This window comes from Thiocapsa sp. C2-2m (assembly GCF_041903745.1).
In the GTDB taxonomy this organism is placed as follows: Bacteria; Pseudomonadota; Gammaproteobacteria; order Chromatiales; family Chromatiaceae; genus Thiocapsa; species Thiocapsa roseilacustris.
This window is the reverse complement of the sequence record NZ_JBBWVD010000016.1, coordinates 58,901-75,886: the sequence shown is the minus strand read 5'-3', so window position 1 is coordinate 75,886 and position 16,986 is coordinate 58,901. Positions and strand designations below refer to the sequence as shown.

At 61.2% G+C, this 16,986-nt stretch carries 18 protein-coding genes; 12 read left to right on the top strand and 6 right to left on the bottom strand.

Annotation, left to right across the window (positions count from 1 at the left end; all coding sequences use genetic code 11):
• Window positions 1-247: 247 nt before the first annotated feature.
• The 6 genes from AADX97_RS13940 to AADX97_RS13915 form a co-directional block, all read right to left on the bottom strand.
• On the bottom strand, window positions 248-1,456 hold the full coding sequence (locus AADX97_RS13940) for a carbohydrate porin (RefSeq protein WP_374234208.1): 1,209 nt from the start codon (window positions 1,454-1,456) through the stop codon (window positions 248-250).
• A 476-nt stretch (window positions 1,457-1,932) separates the two neighbouring features.
• Window positions 1,933-2,271, bottom strand: coding sequence for a TusE/DsrC/DsvC family sulfur relay protein (locus tag AADX97_RS13935; RefSeq protein WP_374234207.1), 339 nt, complete (start codon window positions 2,269-2,271; stop codon window positions 1,933-1,935).
• A 270-nt stretch (window positions 2,272-2,541) separates the two neighbouring features.
• Window positions 2,542-3,246, bottom strand: a complete 705-nt coding sequence (gene cas6, locus AADX97_RS13930; RefSeq protein ID WP_374234206.1) for a type I-MYXAN CRISPR-associated protein Cas6/Cmx6 — start codon at window positions 3,244-3,246, stop codon at window positions 2,542-2,544.
• Window positions 3,247-3,434: 188 nt separating this feature from the next.
• A complete protein-coding gene (locus AADX97_RS13925; RefSeq protein WP_374234205.1) occupies window positions 3,435-4,154 on the bottom strand; it encodes a hypothetical protein in 720 nt (239 codons plus the stop codon).
• Between the two features lie 49 nt (window positions 4,155-4,203).
• Window positions 4,204-4,395 (bottom strand): sulfur relay protein DsrC, encoded by a 192-nt coding sequence (locus tag AADX97_RS13920; RefSeq protein ID WP_374234203.1) that lies wholly within the window; start codon window positions 4,393-4,395, stop codon window positions 4,204-4,206.
• Window positions 4,396-4,555: 160 nt separating this feature from the next.
• Window positions 4,556-5,482 (bottom strand): TauD/TfdA family dioxygenase, encoded by a 927-nt coding sequence (locus AADX97_RS13915; RefSeq protein ID WP_374234202.1) that lies wholly within the window; start codon window positions 5,480-5,482, stop codon window positions 4,556-4,558.
• 413 nt (window positions 5,483-5,895) lie between these two features.
• Between AADX97_RS13915 and dsrA the strand changes: the two genes are divergently transcribed.
• The 12 genes from dsrA (at window position 5,896) to nrfD (ending at window position 16,917) form a co-directional block, all read left to right on the top strand.
• Window positions 5,896-7,149, top strand: a complete 1,254-nt coding sequence (gene dsrA, locus AADX97_RS13910; RefSeq protein WP_007193787.1) for a dissimilatory-type sulfite reductase subunit alpha — start codon at window positions 5,896-5,898, stop codon at window positions 7,147-7,149.
• Window positions 7,150-7,261: 112 nt separating this feature from the next.
• Entirely contained in the window at window positions 7,262-8,332 is a 1,071-nt protein-coding gene (gene dsrB, locus AADX97_RS13905; RefSeq protein ID WP_374234200.1) for a dissimilatory-type sulfite reductase subunit beta, read from the top strand.
• A gap of 53 nt (window positions 8,333-8,385) precedes the next feature.
• Complete coding sequence (gene tusD, locus AADX97_RS13900) at window positions 8,386-8,778, top strand: sulfurtransferase complex subunit TusD (protein ID WP_120797926.1); 393 nt, start codon at window positions 8,386-8,388, stop codon at window positions 8,776-8,778.
• Between the two features lie 12 nt (window positions 8,779-8,790).
• Window positions 8,791-9,201: a sulfurtransferase complex subunit TusC gene (tusC, locus tag AADX97_RS13895; RefSeq protein ID WP_374234198.1), complete on the top strand. Its 411-nt coding sequence runs from the start codon at window positions 8,791-8,793 to the stop codon at window positions 9,199-9,201.
• Window positions 9,202-9,210: 9 nt separating this feature from the next.
• Window positions 9,211-9,519: a sulfurtransferase complex subunit TusB gene (gene tusB, locus AADX97_RS13890; protein ID WP_374234197.1), complete on the top strand. Its 309-nt coding sequence runs from the start codon at window positions 9,211-9,213 to the stop codon at window positions 9,517-9,519.
• 28 nt (window positions 9,520-9,547) lie between these two features.
• Entirely contained in the window at window positions 9,548-9,886 is a 339-nt protein-coding gene (locus tag AADX97_RS13885; protein WP_374234195.1) for a TusE/DsrC/DsvC family sulfur relay protein, read from the top strand.
• An 80-nt stretch (window positions 9,887-9,966) separates the two neighbouring features.
• The gene (locus tag AADX97_RS13880) at window positions 9,967-10,698 is read left to right on the top strand and encodes a respiratory nitrate reductase subunit gamma (protein WP_374234194.1); all 732 of its coding nucleotides are present in this window, start codon (window positions 9,967-9,969) and stop codon (window positions 10,696-10,698) included.
• Window positions 10,699-10,736: 38 nt separating this feature from the next.
• Window positions 10,737-12,272 carry a sulfate reduction electron transfer complex DsrMKJOP subunit DsrK gene (gene dsrK / locus AADX97_RS13875; protein ID WP_374234193.1) on the top strand — a complete coding sequence of 512 codons (1,536 nt, stop codon included), beginning with the start codon at window positions 10,737-10,739 and terminating at the stop codon, window positions 12,270-12,272.
• Between the two features lie 112 nt (window positions 12,273-12,384).
• On the top strand, window positions 12,385-14,349 hold the full coding sequence (locus AADX97_RS13870) for an NAD(P)-binding protein (RefSeq protein WP_374234192.1): 1,965 nt from the start codon (window positions 12,385-12,387) through the stop codon (window positions 14,347-14,349).
• A gap of 17 nt (window positions 14,350-14,366) precedes the next feature.
• Window positions 14,367-14,840, top strand: a complete 474-nt coding sequence (locus AADX97_RS13865; protein WP_374234191.1) for a sulfur reduction protein DsrJ — start codon at window positions 14,367-14,369, stop codon at window positions 14,838-14,840.
• A gap of 1 nt (window position 14,841) precedes the next feature.
• A complete protein-coding gene (dsrO, locus tag AADX97_RS13860) occupies window positions 14,842-15,642 on the top strand; it encodes a sulfate reduction electron transfer complex DsrMKJOP subunit DsrO (protein ID WP_374234190.1) in 801 nt (266 codons plus the stop codon).
• A 21-nt stretch (window positions 15,643-15,663) separates the two neighbouring features.
• Window positions 15,664-16,917: an NrfD/PsrC family molybdoenzyme membrane anchor subunit gene (nrfD, locus tag AADX97_RS13855; protein ID WP_374234189.1), complete on the top strand. Its 1,254-nt coding sequence runs from the start codon at window positions 15,664-15,666 to the stop codon at window positions 16,915-16,917.
• Window positions 16,918-16,986 lie beyond the last annotated feature (69 nt).

Sequence of the window (16,986 nt, the reverse complement as noted above, 5' to 3'; positions counted from 1 at the left end):
AAAGATGTCGTCATGGGTAGAGCGTCGGCGAAACCCATCCAGCCCACGCCAAGTGCATTAGACCGAAACCCGGCAAAGCGGCGGTTTGGAGGATGGGTTTCGCTGACGCTCTACCCATCCTACGGGTGAATCACTTGTCTTTGGAATCATGAAACCGCGTCGACGCCGGCGCTTGTTGATGCCCGCAACGTGGAATCACCCGACACAAGAAGATGACGCCACCGGACGCGGTTTCATCGCGGTTTCATCACAGCTCCGCAACGAGACGCAGCCCGAAGATCCAACCCTCGATGTCCTTGCCGCTGTCGTAGGCGTCGGCCATGTACTGGATGTCGGCGCTCAGAGCAAAGAAGTCGTTGACGGCGCAGCGGTAGTAGAGCTCGGCGACGTTGGTGTTGGAGATGCCGGTGTTGGCGCCGTCCAGATAGCCGTAGGCCAAACCCAGGGTATCGGCCTCGCGGCCCCACAGGCCACCGCCGAGCTGCAGACCGCCGGTGTAGAGGCCGCGGTAGTGGAGGATGTCCTTGTGGTCGGCCCAGCCCACGCGCAGGAAGGCGCCGAGATGATCGCCGAGGGCCTGGTCGAAGGACAGACCGTAGCCCATCAGATCGGTCTTCTCCGCGGCAACCGGCGTCCCCTCCTGCGGAGCGTCCTCGGCCCCCTGCATCGGCTCGCCGAGGTCGGCGCGGGGCTTGACGAAGGCCGATGAGGTGCCGGTGATCACGGCGCGGTAGTTGCCCTCCCCGAGTGCGGTGTCGAGACGATAGCCGAGCTGCGCGCCCCAGAAGTTGTAGTTGTTGCCGTCGTCGTTCTCGCCGATGTTCAGTGCGGCGGCCTTGATCTCCCAGTCCCCCAGCGCCAGCTCGAGCGCCGCGCCGGCGTCGTAGGAGGGTAGATTAAAACCGCCGGAGTTCACGAACGCCTCGTTCATGAACTGGGTGAATTCGTCGTTGGCGTAGGCGTTCTCGTCCAGATACCCGGTGGAGTCGATGATGCCGAAGGTGGTGCCGAGGGTGGCGTCCTCGCCCAGCGTGACGGTGTGCTTGTACCAGGCCTGCAGCAGGTAGTCGCGTCCGCGCCCGTTGATGTCCTGCAGATCGTCCTCGAGATCGACCGCCCAGGGGGCGAGCACAAAGGGCGAGACGGCGTTCAGGCCGTTGTCCACGGCGAAGCCGAACAGGGCGTAGAGCTCGTCGCGCTCGCTCGGGCGAACGCTCAATGCAAGCTGAAACGGCATGCCGCCCCGGCAGGTGTCGCCGTCCAGCGACTGCCCGTCCTCCTCGAGCAACCCGCCGAGCCCCTCCTGACACTGACCCGCCGCGCCCAAGACCGCGCCGATCGAGAAGCGGTCGGTCACGTCGTAGGCCCAGCTCGGCACCGCCGATGTGACGAGTAGGCCGGAGGTCAGCGCAGCCATGACGAGGCCACGGTCGGCGGGGTGTTTGATGCGATACATAGCGGATACTCCATCTCGATGCGAAAACAAATGCGAACCGTTCGCATTTATATATGGCATCCACGAAGGAGTAAAGGCAGGACGGCTTGTACCGCGCGATCTTCCCGACCGAACGGCGGAAAGTTGATCTCGATCAAGTGAAGCCCGGGTTTTGAGTGTCGACCGGGCGATCGATGGACAACGCGCATTCGCCGCTCCGCTCGCGCGGAATGTCGCGTCGGGGGTCGCATTGAGATCGGCGAGGGATGCGCTTTTCGCGGGCGGTAGGTGGGGTCGGTCAGGTGAGCTCGGTCGATCGCCGGGTGCTTTCCGAGGAATCCACGAGAAGCCTGGTGGGGCCGGGGCAGGTTCGCCGGGTTGGAATGCGGCCGAAGGCCGGGTTTACCACGGACGGTTCAACGAGATGCTCCGGGCGGGTTCCGGTCGACGCGGGGGATTCGATCCGTCCATGGATCGTGCGACCAGCGCAGGTCGCTTTAGTAACCGCCCTTGCGCAGCACCTCGGGCAGGCCCGCGATCTTGGTGCCTTGCTTGGTCGGTGCGAGCGGGAAGAGGGTGTAGAGATCCTTGCTTGTGGGCTTGGAGCCCCACTTCTTGGCCATTTCCTTCAGAACCACGCGCTCCATGGGCTGGTTTTGGGCGTTGTTGTGGTACTCGTCCCTCAGATAGTTGATCACGTCCCAGTGTTTGTCGGTCAAGGGGATTCCCTCGATCTCGGCGAGCTTCATCGCGACTTCTTCGCTCCAGTCAGCGAGGTCCTGAAGATAGCCGCTTGGGGTCGTCTCGACGGTCTTGCCATTGACTTCGATGGCCATGGTTGCTCCTCTCGTCTTTGCTCGGCGGGGTACAGTCGTCACGTGCCGATGTACCCGTCATTAGGGGTTGATCCAAACTTCCTAATCTTATGATTTTGTGATGCAGGCGTCACATCTTTTTGTGGGCCTGCCGATGCGTCGACTTACTTGGGAAGTGGTTCGGGGGAGACGAAGCACCGGGAGAGGGCGGTTCAGCGGCCAGCCGCGAAGACGCAGCTCGTGTTCGGGGCGGACGCTGCTTCGTAGGATGAAGCCCACGCCGCGCCGTGCTCAGCCTTGGCTCTGCTTGACCGATTCGACCCCTTTGTGCGGAATGAAGATACCGCAACCCAGAAGGGGGTGATGACCGAGCCCCAGTTGCTGCAGCCGGATGGATTCGTCCTGCGTGAGTCCGGCGAGCATCAGGCTGCGTGTCGAAATGGGGCCCTCGGGCGTAGCCAGCCGGTTGGTCCTGCCGCACACGGCCTTGCGCACGCGGATGCCCATCTCGGCGAGGGCGCGCGCGGCAGTCTCGAGAAAGACACCCTCGTCTTCGGCCGCAGCAGCGGCGAGATCGAGTGCGACATACCGGGAAAACAATGTGGTCTCGGTGCTGAGCGGTTTGGTCTTGCCAGCACCCACGACGAGCGTTTCCCCGCCGAGATCGAGCTTGGCTCCGGGAAGATCGCGCAACACCTGCGTGACGCGGTGTCGGGGCACCCGCAGGGTGAGCTTGGTCCGTCGCGAGACGGCGAGATAGGAGCCCGTACCGTGTTCGGGTCGCTCCCAGCCGTTCTGTGACCCGGCGACGTGCACCGAGTGTACGGCGACGCCCGGCTCATCGGCGATCCAGGGCAGCGCCTGTCTCAGCGCCTCGGCGAGCAGAAAGGCGTGGTCGACCGGGATGCACTTGCAATCGATCCCGAAGAGGAGATCGACGATGTCGTCCGGCACGCGAATCCGATCGGGGCTGTCGTCGTCATTCCAAAACATCATGCTTGTCCACCTGGTGCGCTCGTTTGTGTTTCGGGGCCTGAAGGCGTGGGTATCCCCTCGGCAACATGTCAGAAACAAGTCGAGCACAGAATCCAATCGTTGTCGTTATCGTAATCGACAACGTCAAACGACAACCACGGCAAAGCAATTCTCTCGTCGAGTTGCTTGACCGATCTTCGAACCGTGCCTTAGGCGAACGGCAGGCGATCCTGCAGGGCTCGCCGGTCGAACCACCAATTGTCCTGTACCAGCACATCAACCACGTTGCGCAAGCGCACCAGAAATTTCTCCGGCTCCTTGAGCTCGAGGCGCTCCATCCAGTGTTCGAGCTGTTCGGGCGTGTCGACCGCGCTGTGTCGCCGTGCGACCGTGCCGAGCATCTGGGTTGCGAAGAACATGAGGTCGTCGCGTTGACGATCCCGCGCGCGGATATCGGCGATGAAGAGTGCCGTTGTCGCGGCAACGGCGGCACCGTCGGCGTCGTCCGGCGTTTCGTCGATCACATGACTGAGAAGCTCGATGGTCAGCTCGGGATCGATCGGGCAGGTCACTGCCAGCCAGATGCCTTGTCCGAGCGCAACGAGCGAATCTTCTCGGCCGGCCTGAAATAAGACATCGCAGGCGTCGGCGGCAAGCTCGAAGGAGTCGTGCGCGACGAAGTGATCAAAGGCCGCCCGACCGATGGGCCAAGCTTCGTCGCCGCGCTCCAGACTCACCAGCGTGCGTGCGACCTGGAGTCGGGCATCCGCGATCGCGTGCGCTGGGGCGTGGATCTGGACCAGGTTCTTCAACCGCTCCTGCTGCATCGTGAGGTGCGACTCGAGCGATGCGTTCTCGGCGCTTCGGTTGATGATCGAATCGGCCGCCGTGTCGGCAATCTGCGTTGCCAGGATGTCGAACTGTTTCATGACTGCGCCGTCCTCTGATCCGGCCTCGGCTCTGGCCTCTGCTCGGGGGTCATCGGACGAGCCCGCTGAAGGCAGCCTCAAGTCGATCCTCCCAGTTTTCCGGGGTATCGGGGTAGGGTGGTTTGACATCCATCCTAAAGAAACGCTCGCCCGAACGTGCGACCGCCTGGATGACGGGGACGAGCTGGTCGAACGACTCGATGTCTTGATTGGAAACCAGTATCTCGCTGAGCTTGAGCATGGGTCGCCGCTACTGCTCCCTTGTCGTTGGGTTTGTCTTGAAACCTTCGCCCGATCGGCATTTTGCGGCCACGGGTCGTTGTCTCGTTGTTGTCGTTCGATCTAGCGACGAAACGGGCCGTAACCGAAGGCCCATCGTGCGCGTCGACCTAGGCCGACGTTCAATCGGCTAGAATGCGATCCAGGAAGCGGATGCGGTAGAGCAGCCGCGACTTAGACGGATCCTCGTCATCAGCGAATCCGGTGCGGCAGTGGAGGACGTTGTTGGACACCAACCCTTCGCCCGGCTTCATCACAAGTTTGAACGTGAAGACATCCGGGCGGGAAAACAACCGATCCAGTGCGGCTCGTGCCGCATAGGTGTCGGGCGTGTCGCGCCAGATGACGTGGCGAGCACGCGCCGAGTAACGCATGTGCAGATATCCTTGGCGCACCGAGAACACCGGCCCGACACTCGCCGCCCGGAGTGTGCGGCCCTCCTGTACATGCGCCGGGATGCTCAGGGCTTGCGGGTGAGCGAGCGCGGCGATGTGCTGCGGTGATTCGTCGCGCAGTCGCAGATAGGCCATCTCGTGATCGATGAGACCGTTCTCACCACCGTCACGCGCGGCGCGGACACAGAAGAGGCACCAGGCTCCGACCTGTTCGTCCGGGGCGTTGTAGTACCCGTCGGTATGCCAGCTCAGGGGCTTGTCGGTGTAAGGAAGGAAGTCGCCGAGGGTTGCGCCGCCGGGGGGCTCGGAACCGGCATCGACGCACCCCTCCGCGCTCGGGTTGCGTCGGGACGCGGCGATGCGGCTTACGGCCGATGCGTCGGCAAAAAGATTGGCATCGGTCCTCTGCAGTCCGAGCGCCCGCGTGAACGACAGGAGAGCTTGAGTCTGGATCCCGGCGGGATCGACCTCGACCATGGCCATGTTGAAGATATCGATCCGTGCCTTCAACGCGGTGCGCTCGGCCGGCGTTGGCTCGTCGAGTCGCCGGACGGGAACGCGCAGGTCCGTGATCTCGGCAGGATATGCCTCGAGCTTGCGCGCCCTCCAGTCCGAATAGGCACTGATTTGCGAGAGATCGAAAGGATTGTCCACGGCGTCCGTCCCCCTGAATGAGCAAACCTGAATATTAGAGAATGTTGACTTAGTCGTCATCCGGATGTAGCATCTCCTGTCAATTTTCTCAAGCATGATTGCCGCCTAAACAACCGGGAAGACACCCGCCGCGGCGTTCGTCATGCCTCTATCCCGAATGGGATAGTCTGTGGGGTGATGGCCCTCCCAATCGTGGAATGGGCGTCGGCCCCTGGAGCCGGTAATTTAGCGAACGCCGATGGGGTCTCGTTAAACTGCGATGAGGGCTGTGCTCTGGCCATTGAGATTAAGCCAATCAGCCTTCGCCATCGTTCGACGCTTCGGTGGGCGAATCGTGCGGTGAAACGCGACCGACTCAAGTTCAACGACATCCCGTTCCTTCCTGCTTCATTCTGATTCGGAGAGACAGCGCCATGGCAATCGAGAAGCACAGTACCCCGATGCTTGATCAGCTCGAAACAGGCCCTTGGCCGAGTTTCATTTCGGGTATCAAGCGTCTCCGCGACGAGCATCCGGAGCCCCGGATCAACGAGATGACTAATGACCTCCTAGGTCAGCTCGAACATTCGTACGAGACTCGCAAGGGGTATTGGAAGGGCGGCACCGTTTCGGTCTTCGGGTACGGCGGAGGGATCATTCCGCGCTTCTCCGAGGTCGGCAAGGCATTTCCGAAATCCAAGGAATTTCATACCCTTCGCGTCCAGCCGCCGGCCGGCAACCATTATTCGACCGGCATGCTGCGCCAATTAGCCGACAGCTGGGAAAAGTGGGGTTCGGGTCTCGTGACCTTCCACGGCCAAACCGGCAATATCATGTTTATCGGCACGGACAGCCAGAATACGCAGCACTTCTTCGACGAGATCAACGAATACGGTTGGGATCTCGGCGGCGCCGGTCCTTGTGTTCGCACAGCCATGTCCTGTGTCGGTGCGGCGCGCTGCGAGATGTCCTGCACGAACGAGCTCAAGGCGCACCGTGCGCTGGTGAACAACTTCGTTGACGACGTCCATCGCCCGGCGCTTCCCTACAAGTTCAAATTCAAGGTCTCAGGCTGCGCAAACGACTGCCAAAACGCCATCGAGCGCTCGGACTTTGCCGTGCTTGGCACGTGGCGCGACGACATGAAGGTCGATCAGGCAGAAGTCAAGAACTATATTGCCGACAAAGGCCGTCAGTACTACATCGACAATGTCATCACGCGTTGCCCGACGCAGGCGCTCAGCCTGACCGACGACAACACCCTGGTGGTCAATAATCGCGATTGCGTGCGCTGCATGCACTGTCTCAACGTGATGCCCAAGGCTCTGCATCCGGGAGACGACAAGGGTGTCACCATTCTGATCGGCGGCAAGCGTACCCTCAAGATCGGCGACCTGATGGGCACCGTTGTCGTGCCCTTCAAGAAACTCGAGACCGAAGAGGACTATGAGTCCATGGTCGAGCTCGCCGAGACCATCATCGACTTCTGGGCTGAGAACGGTCTGGAACATGAGCGCTGCGGCGAGATGATCGAGCGTATCGGCTTGGCCAACTTCCTCGACGGCATCGGGATTGAGCCGGATCCGAACATGCTGAGTCACCCGCGCCAAAGCTCCTATGTCCGATTGGACGGATGGGACGAAGCCGCCGAGGCGTGGTTCGAGCGTCAAGCCGAAGCCGGCAAGTAAATCCGGACCGACACCCGAAGCGTCGCACATGAGATCGCCGAGATCCTGCGTGCGACGCTCCCGGGTGCCGCCGACTGACTTACCATCAGACTGAAATATTGGAGTAATGGCGATGGCAGACATGCGTGAGCCGATCGAATCCGGATGCCCCGATCCCTGGCAATACATGCATCCGATGATGCGCAAGAATTTTGGCCAGTGGAAGTACCATGATCATCCTCGTCCGGGGGTCCTGCTCCACGTCGCTTACAGCGGCGACAAGGTTTGGACAGTGAAGGCGGGAACGCAGCGAATCCTCGATGTGTTCACCCTGCGCAAGCTGTGCGACATCGGCGATGAATTCGCCGAGGGCTTTGTCCATTTCACGCTACGCTCCAATATCGAGTATATGGTGACGGACGAGGCGAAGGTCCAGCCCCTGATTGATGCTCTGGAGGGTTCGGGCTTCATCGTCGGCGGTACTCAGAACTCGGTGGCGATGATCTCGCACACCCAAGGCTGGCTGCACTGCGACATCCCCGGCACCGACGCCTCGGGCGTGGTGAAGTCCATGATGGACGAGCTCATCGACGAGTTCCGCAACGCCAATATGCCGAACCGAGTGCATATCACCACCTCTTGCTGCCAGATCAATTGCGGCGGACAGGGTGATATCGCGATCAATGTGCAGCACACCAAGCCGCCGAAGATCAATCACGACCTGGTCGCGAACGTCTGCGAGCGCCCCTCCGTCGTTGCGCGCTGCCCGGTCGCAGCGATTCGTCCGGCCATGGTGAACGGCAAGCCCTCGCTGGAAGTCGACGAGCGCAAGTGCATCTGCTGCGGTGCCTGCTATCCGCCCTGTCCGCCCATGCAGATCAACGACGCGGAGCATTCCAAGCTGGCGATCTGGGTCGGCGGGAACCACTCCAATGCCCGCGGCAAGCCGACCTTCCAAAAGCTGGTCGCCGCCGGAATCCCGAACAATCCGCCGCGCTGGCCCGAGGCGACCGCCATCGTCAAGCGTATCCTCAAGGCGTATAAAGAGGGCGCGCGCGATTGGGAGCGGGTCAACGAGTGGATCGAGCGGATCGGCTGGCCGCGCTTCTTCGAAGAGGTCGAGCTGCCCTTCACCAAGTATCACATCGATACCTGGCGCGGCGCACGGGCCAGCTTCAACAGCTCCTCGTACATCCGCTTCTAAAGGCGGGCAGAGGGATCGGTTCAAGAGCTATCGCAATCAGTCGAGAGGTCGGCATGAAGTTCGCACTTCAGATCAACGAGGGACCCTATCAGCACCAGTCATCCGACTCGGCATATCAATTTGCCAAGGCGGCGCTGGAGAAGGGGCACGAGATCTTTCGGGTCTTCTTCTATCATGACGGGGTCAATAACTCGACACGTCTGACGACACCGCCGCAGGACGATCGTCATATCGTCAATCGCTGGGCGGAGTTGGCCGAACAGCACGACCTCGATCTGGTCGTCTGTGTCGCCGCGGCCCAGCGCCGCGGTATCGTCGACGAGGGCGAAGCGAGCCGCAACGGCAAGGACGCCACCAACATTCATCCCAAGTTCCGCATCTCCGGACTCGGGCAGCTGGTCGAGGCGGCCATTCAAGCCGACCGTCTCGTCGTCTTCGGCGACTAAAGGAGAGTTGAGATGTCGGAAGTCGTGAAGAAATTCATGTACCTCAACCGCAAGGCGCCCTACGGGACCATCTATGCCTGGGAGGCACTGGAGGTGGTGCTGATCGGGGCCGCCTTCGATCAGGACGTCAGCGTCATGTTCCTCGACGACGGTGTCTATCAGCTCACCAAGGGCCAAGATACCAAGGCAATCGGCATGAAGAACTTTTCGCCGACCTTCCGGACGCTGGGCGACTACGAGGTGAAGAAGATCTTCGTGGATCGTGCGTCGCTGGAGGCTCGCGGGCTGACCCAGGAGGATCTGGTGGAGATCGCCTGGGAAGACTTCGAGACCGAAGAAGAGATCGAGAACATCGTCGAGGTGGTCGACTCGGCCCGCGTCAGCGAGCTGATGAACGAATCCGATGCGATCTTCAGCTTCTAGGGGGAAGTCATGAGTATTTTGCACACCGTCAACAAGTCCCCGTTCGAGCGCAACGCGCTTGAGTCTTGCCTGAAGTTTGCCACCGACGGGTCGGCCGTGTTGCTGTTTGAAGACGGCGTCTATGCGGCCCTTAAAGGGACTGCCGCCGAACCCAATGTGAGCGACGCGCTCGGTCGTTTGAAGGTCTACGTGCTGGGTCCGGACCTGCAGGCGCGCGGCTTCTCCGCGGAGCGCATCATCGAGGGTATCAGTGTCGTGGACTATGCGGGATTCGTGGATCTTGCCGCGGAGAACGGGAAAGTTCAGGCCTGGTTGTAGTTTTTCAGAAACCGATAGGAGCATCGAGATGTCAGACACGATCGAAGTCGAGGGCAAGCAATACGCCGTGGACGAGGAAGGTTACCTGGCCAATCTGAACGATTGGGTTCCGGGCATCGCTACCATCATGGCGGCGCAGGACAACATCGAGTTGACCGACGAGCACTGGGACATCATCAACTTCTTGCGCGAGTACTATGAGGAGTACCAGATCGCACCGGCCGTGCGCGTACTCACCAAGGCCGTCGGCAAGAAGCTCGGCAAGGACAAGGGCAACAGCAAGTATCTCTATAGCCTGTTCCCCTACGGTCCGGCCAAGCAGGCATGCCGTTTCGCCGGCCTCCCGAAGCCGACCGGCTGCGTCTGATCCGTCAGCCGTGACCGGGGGACGGGTTCACTGCGAGCTCGACCCCCGGCGACTCTCCGATCCACTGAGGTACCAGGCACATGTCGTTCCTGACCATGGTCTACGCCTATCTGTACTACTTTGCGGCCTTGGTGTTGTTGGCCGGCGTGACCTTCAAGGTCGTCCAGTATGCGCGCGCCCCGGCACCGCTGAAGATTCCGACGACACCGGCACCGACCACCCGAACCGGGGTCTTGTTTAGGATGACGCGGGAAGTCGTGTTGTTCGAAAGCCTGTTTCGCGGCAACAAGTGGACTTGGATCTTCGGCTGGATCTTTCACTTCGGCCTCTTTCTCGTCACGCTGCGTCATCTGCGCTACTTCATGGAACCGGTGTGGCTGCCGATCGAGCTGGTCCAGCCGTTCGGGATCTATGGCGGCATGGCAATGGTCGTGGGTCTCGCTGGATTGTGGGCGCGACGTTTCTTCGTCGATCGCGTCCGCTACATCTCCTCGCCCTCGGATCATCTGATTCTGGCGCTGCTGATCGCGATCGGCTGCACCGGATTGCTGATGAAGTTCGTGTTTCATACCGACATCGTCGCGGTGAAGTCCTTCTTCATCGGGCTCTACAGCTTCGACCCTTCCCCCTTACCCGGGGACCCGCTGCTGCTGCTGCACCTCTTTCTGGTGGCCGCCTTGATGATCATTTTTCCATACAGCAAGTTGCTCCATGCGCCGGGTCTCTTCTTTAGCCCCAGCCGCAATCAGGTCGATAACCCGCGCGAGCAAAGACACATCGCGCCTTGGGCGAAACGACTTGAGCAGGAATAGATTTTTCGCGCCATCCCGTCCGCTGCAAAGGTTGATCCATGGCTAAGGCAACGTTTGAAGTTCCCGAGCTGAGTCAGTACCTCGACGTCCCGCCCGTGACGCCGCAGACCATGGCTCACAGCAAGCCGTTCGTGGCCAAGCCCGAGTTCCAAGCGCCTCTCGGCTTTCCCGGCGAGCTCATGGACGATTGGCAAGAGAAGGCCCTCGATAAGATGGGCGAGCTCCTCGGAAAGTATCGCTCGTTGCGGGTCTACCTGGACTCCTGCGTCAAATGCGGCTCCTGTACCGACAAGTGTCATTACTATCTCGGGACCAAAGACCCGAAGAACATGCCGGTCGGTCGGCAGGACCTGATGCGCAAGGTCTACCGGCGTTATTTCACCCTGGCCGGAAAGCTGTTTCCAAAGCTGGTGGGGGCCGAGGACTTCACCAAAGAAGTGCTCGACGATTGGTACAGCTATTTCCACCAATGCTCGCAGTGTCGGCGCTGCTCGGTCTTCTGTCCCTACGGCATCGACACGGCCGAGATCTCGATGGCGGCGCGCGAGATCATGGACAGCATCGGTGTCGGGCAAAAGTACTGCAACGAGATCATTAGCAAAGTCTATACCATCGGCAATAATCTGGGCTTGCCCGGACCCGCATTGCGAGACACCCTCGAGGGCTTGGAAGAGGACGTCCTCGACGACACGGGCGTTGCCGTGCGCTACCCGATCGACGAGGTCGGCGCCGAGATCCTTCTGGTCACGCCCTCGGCCGACTTCTTCGCGGAGCCCCATGTCGATGGCTTGATTGGCTACGGCAAAGTCTTTCACGAGGCCGGGGTGGCCTGGACCTTAAGCTCGCATGCCTCCGAAGCCGCGAACTTCGGCATGTTCATCGGCTCCTACGACAACATGCGCCGGGTTGCCCAGCGTATTCGCGAGGCCGCCATCCAGCTCAAGGTCAAACGCATCGTCTTCGGCGAGTGCGGTCATGCCTGGCGTGTCGCCTACAGCTTTCTGAACACCTTGGCCGGACCCTGGGACTTTTTGGATCCGCGTTATCCGGTGCCGCAGCACATCTGCGAGTTCACCTATGACCTGATCCAGGAGGGCAAGCTGAACTTCGATAAGGGCGAGAACGACGACAAGGTTCTCACCTATCACGACAGCTGCAACGTCGCGCGCGCCTCGCGCATGGGTAATACGCCGGGAGGGCAGTTCGAGATCCCGCGTGCCATCATCCGTGCGACCTGCAATCACTTCTACGACATGGACGAGGACACGATCCGCGACCGGACCTTCTGCTGCGGAGGCGGCGGCGGATTGTTGACCGACGACCTGATGGAGCTGCGTGTGAAGGGCGCCAAGCCGCGTGTGGAGGCCCTGAACAACGTGATGCTGGAGAAGGGCGTGACGCACATGGCCGCTATCTGCGCCATCTGCAAAAGCCAGTTTACGAAGGTCCTGCCGTATTACGGTATGGAGATGGATCAAATCGTCAGTCTGCACCAACTGGTGTCGAACGCCATCGTGCTGACCCCCTCCCTGGACGACGAGGACGATGAAGAAGAGGCAGAGGAGGCCGCCTGATCCGGCAGCCTTGCGTCGCAAGGCGCAGGTTTCCCCGAAGGCCCCGAGCTGCGAGCTGATACGAGCCCCCTGACGATGCATCAGGGTTCAACCGGTACGGAGAGTGATCGACATGGCGACTTCAACCGACGAAATGAAGACCAAACCTTCCTGGCGCCGTTTCGAGGACGGTCAGCACGAGTGGGAGAAGTGGACGGATAAGATCTTCAATCAGGATACTTCCCACAAATGTCCGACCTATGTCCACAAGACGCCACCGTGTCAGGGCAGCTGTCCGTCGGGTGAGGATATTCGCGGCTGGCTGCAGATTGTGCGCGGCATGGAAAAGCCGCCGGCCGGCATGGACTGGCCCGAGTATGCCTTCCGCCGCTCGACCGACGCGAACCCCTTTCCGTCGATGATGGGACGTGTTTGTCCTGCACCCTGCCAGGACGGCTGTAATCGCAATGCTCTGGAAGACTTCGTCGGGATCAACGCCGTCGAGCAGTTCATCGGCGACAACGCGATCGAGAAGGGCTACCGGTTCGAGGCCGCTCCGACCGACACCGGCAAGCGCGTCGCCATCATCGGCGGCGGCCCGGCCGGTCTTGCCGCCGCGTACCAGCTTCGCCGCAAGGGCCACGCCGCGACCATCTTCGAGGCGAACGACGGGCTCGGCGGCATGTTCTTCTACGGTATCCCGGGCTACCGCGTGCCGCGCGACAAGCTCAACGCCGAGATCCAACGCATCCTTGATATGGGTCAGATCGAGGTCCGTCTGAAGACTAAGGTCGGCACCGATGTCACCGTCGAGCAGCTTGAGAAGGAGTTCGACGCTGTGCTCTGGGCGATCGGCTGTCAAAGTGGCCGCGGGCTGCCTGTCCCCGGCTGGCAAGGCACGCCCAACTGCGTCTCGGGTGTCGCCTTCCTCAAGGCGTTCAACGAAGGCCGCATGAAGATCACCGCCGAGAAGGTCGTGTGCGTCGGCGGCGGCGACACCTCGATCGACGTCGTCTCGGTCGCACGCCGTCTCGGTCATATCACCAAGACCGGTCCGAAGGATCTACCCGAGACCGTCATCCACGACGGTTATGTCGCGCATGATGCGGCCATGACAGCCGCTGCCGAAGGCGCCGAGGTTACGCTGACCTCGCTCTTCACGCGCGACAAGATGACGGCCTCCGAGCATGAGGTTCACGATGCGACCCACGAAGGAGTGACCATCCTGGACGGCGTCATGCCCTTGGAGGTCATGCTCGGCGAGAACGGGCGGGCCACCGGACTGCGCGTCGCCGACTGCCAAATGGTCGATGGTCGTCCGACCCCTGTCGAAGGAACCGAACGGATCCTCCCGGCCGATCTGATCGTCGCCGCGATCGGTCAAGGCGGCGATCTGTCCGGCCTCGAGGATCTCGACAATGGGCGCGGCCTGATGAACGCCGACAAGTTTTATCAGGTGCCGAACAAACCCGGCCACTTCGTCGCCGGCGACATCATTCGCCCGCATCTGCTGACGACGGCCATCGGGCAGGCGTCCATTGCGGTCGACTCCATTGATGAGTATGTCCGTCAGGTCGAGCACAGGCGTCGTCCCAAGGTCGACGTGCATCACTTCAATCTGCTCGAGAAAATGACCGAGGCAAACCTTGCGCCGGAGGCGTTCATCCCCGAGCAACGCGGCGATATGCGCGGAACATCGAGTGCGAACTATGCGATCCACAACTACGAGGATCGCTCGGGTGCCGAGGTGATCCCGCACGAGGAGCTGTTCCTCGGCCACTTCAACTTCCACGCCCGCAATCTGCGCAAGGAAGAGGTGCCGAGCTCCGACGACGTGCTGGGTCATTTCAAGGAACGCGTGATCGGTCTCGCCGAGTCCGAGGCGATCGACGAGGCCAAGCGCTGCATGAGCTGCGGCATGTGCTTCGAGTGCGACAACTGCGTGATCTTCTGCCCACAAGATGCGGTCTTCCGGGTCGACAAGGCCAGCCGCACCACCGGTCGTTACGTGGACACCGATTATGCCAAGTGCATCGGTTGTCATATCTGCGCCGATGTTTGCCCGACCGGCTACATCAAGATGGGTCTCGGCGAGTAAACACAGTGGAGGCGTCGATGGCAAAAGCCGCAGTGAGAGCTGGCCTCGTCGCCGTTGGCTTGGCTTGGGTGCTGGTCGCCCAAGTCGTCCTGGCGGCCGACGCGAAGACCTACGTGCTCGAGGGATCCAAGGCAGCGGCCTTGGAATCCTGTGTCGAGTCCACCGATGTGATGCGTCGCAAGCACATGGAACTCATCCAGCACCAGCGCGACAAGACGGTCCATGGCGGAATCCGCTCGAGCAAGCACAGTCTTGCCGGTTGTGTGGAGTGTCACATCCGCTCCAACGCAGACCATGTGCCGCAACCGATTCATCACAAGGACGAGTTCTGCGGCGCCTGTCATGCCTTCACGGCCGTCAACCTGAATTGCTTCGACTGCCACGCATCCGTGCCCAACGGGCCGGGTGCCGAGCTGGCGTCGCACGCCGCCTTCCAAGCCGTCGGTGTGGATCGATCGGTTCAGGCTCGACCGGATGGGGAAGACCACTGAGATGAAAGATCACCACGAACCAACCGATCATCCGGCCGACGCCGGTCCTGCCGATTCGGGACGCCGGACCTTTATGGGCGTTGCCGCCGGTGTCACGGCCGCCTTGGTCGCTCCGGGGGTCGTTCTGCATTCGGTGACGGCGGCCCCGCGCTCCGAGGCGGTGACCAGCGACGTGCGCTGGGGTTTGCTGATCGACACGGCAAAATGTGTCGATGGATGCTCGGCCTGCGTCGATGCTTGCGACCGCGAGAACGGTCTGAATTTCCAGAACAAACCCGCCCGTGCGTCGCAGGAACACTGGGACGACCAGAAGGCGGTCTGGATCCGCAAGGTCCAGCTCCAGGACAACCAGACCGGGCGTGTGACCAATCTCCCGATGATGTGCCAGCATTGCGAGCATCCGCCGTGCGTGGATGTTTGCCCGACCGGCGCCTCGTTCAAACGCGCCGACGGCATCGTCATGGTCGACCGTCACACCTGTATCGGCTGCCGCTACTGCATGATGGCCTGCCCCTACAAGGCACGGAGCTTCATCCACAAGGCGGTGGAGGACCAACTTACCCGCGTTCCCCGCGGCAAGGGATGCGTGGAGAGCTGTAATCTCTGTGTTCATCGGCGCGATTTCGGCGAGGAGTCGACCGCGTGTGTCGATGCCTGTCGCGAGGCCGGGCACGAGGCGATTGTCTTCGGTGACCTCAAGGATCCCGAAAGCACCATCCGAAAGCATCTCGCCGAGATGGCGAGCCGACAGATCCGCGAAGATCTGAGCTTGAATACGGGCGTTCGGTATTCCGGAATCTGACCTGGGCGAGGTGAGCAGGACATGAAGCGAATCATCTATCGCGAGTGGCGCATTCCGCCCGCTCGGTACTGGGGCCTTCTCGGCATTCTTGCCTCGGTTGTCGGCATCGGCGCGCTCGCCTTCGCTTACATGGAGCACGAAGGGCATTGGGTCACAGGGATGAGCAATTCGGTGGTCTGGGGTATGCCCCATGTGTTTGCAGTATTCCTGATCATCTCGGCCTCCGGTGCTCTGAATATCGCCTCGATCGGGACCGTTTTCCGCAAGCCGCTCTACAAGCCGCTCGGGCGGCTCTCCGGCCTCCTCTCCGCGGCGCTTCTGATGGGTGGTCTGCTGGTGCTGGTGCTTGATCTCGGGCGCCCCGAGCGCTTGGTCGTGGCGATGACCACCTACAACTTCCGGTCGATCTTTGCTTGGAACATCTTCCTTTACTCGGGCTTCATGGCGATCGTGATTGCCTACCTTTGGAGCATGGCGGATCGCCACGGCGAGCCCTACAACCGTTCCATCGGGATCTTCGCGACCTTCTGGCGCCTAGCCTTGACGACGGGTACCGGTTCGATCTTCGGCTTTCTGGTTGCACGTCAGGCGTATGACGCTGCCATCCTCGCGCCCATGTTCGTCGTGATGTCCTTTGCCTACGGTCTCGCCATCTTCATGCTGGTGCTCATGTTCACCTTCGCAGAGGAAGGTCGCCCCCTCGGCGGGCGTATCCTGTGTCGCCTCAAAAATCTGCTCGGAATCTTTGTCCTGGGCGTCTTCTATTTCACGCTGGTCTATCACCTTACCAATCTCTACGGAGCCAAGAACCATGATTTGGTCGGTTGGCTCCTCCTCGACGGCGGCATCTATACCTTCATGTTCTGGGTCGGTTGGATCCTGGTCGGCGGACTTATGCCGCTCGGAATCATCTATCACCCGGTGTTGAGCAAGGACAGGAACTGGATCGCGGCGGCCTGCGGTTTGGTGATCGTCGGCGGATTGGCCAGCATGTATGTCATCATCATCGGCAGCCAGGCGTACCCGCTGCAGATGTTCCCGGGGCAAACGGTCCTCGCATCCGGTTTCTTCGACGGTGTACAGGGCGAGGCTTCGCGCTACAGTCCGACCATTCCCGAGGTCCTACTGGGACTCGGCGGTGTGGCGATTGCGCTCCTTGTCACCTCAGTGGGTGTGCGGGTCCTGCAGTTCCTTCCCGAGTCGCTCGCGGACGATGTCCTGCCGGCCGACGAGGAGAAGATCGTTGAGCGTGGTCCGGCCGGCGCCGAAGCCTGATCGCGGATCGGCCGGCCCGTCCCACGAGGACGGAGCCGACATGTGCTCAGGTCGCCCGGGACACCCGGT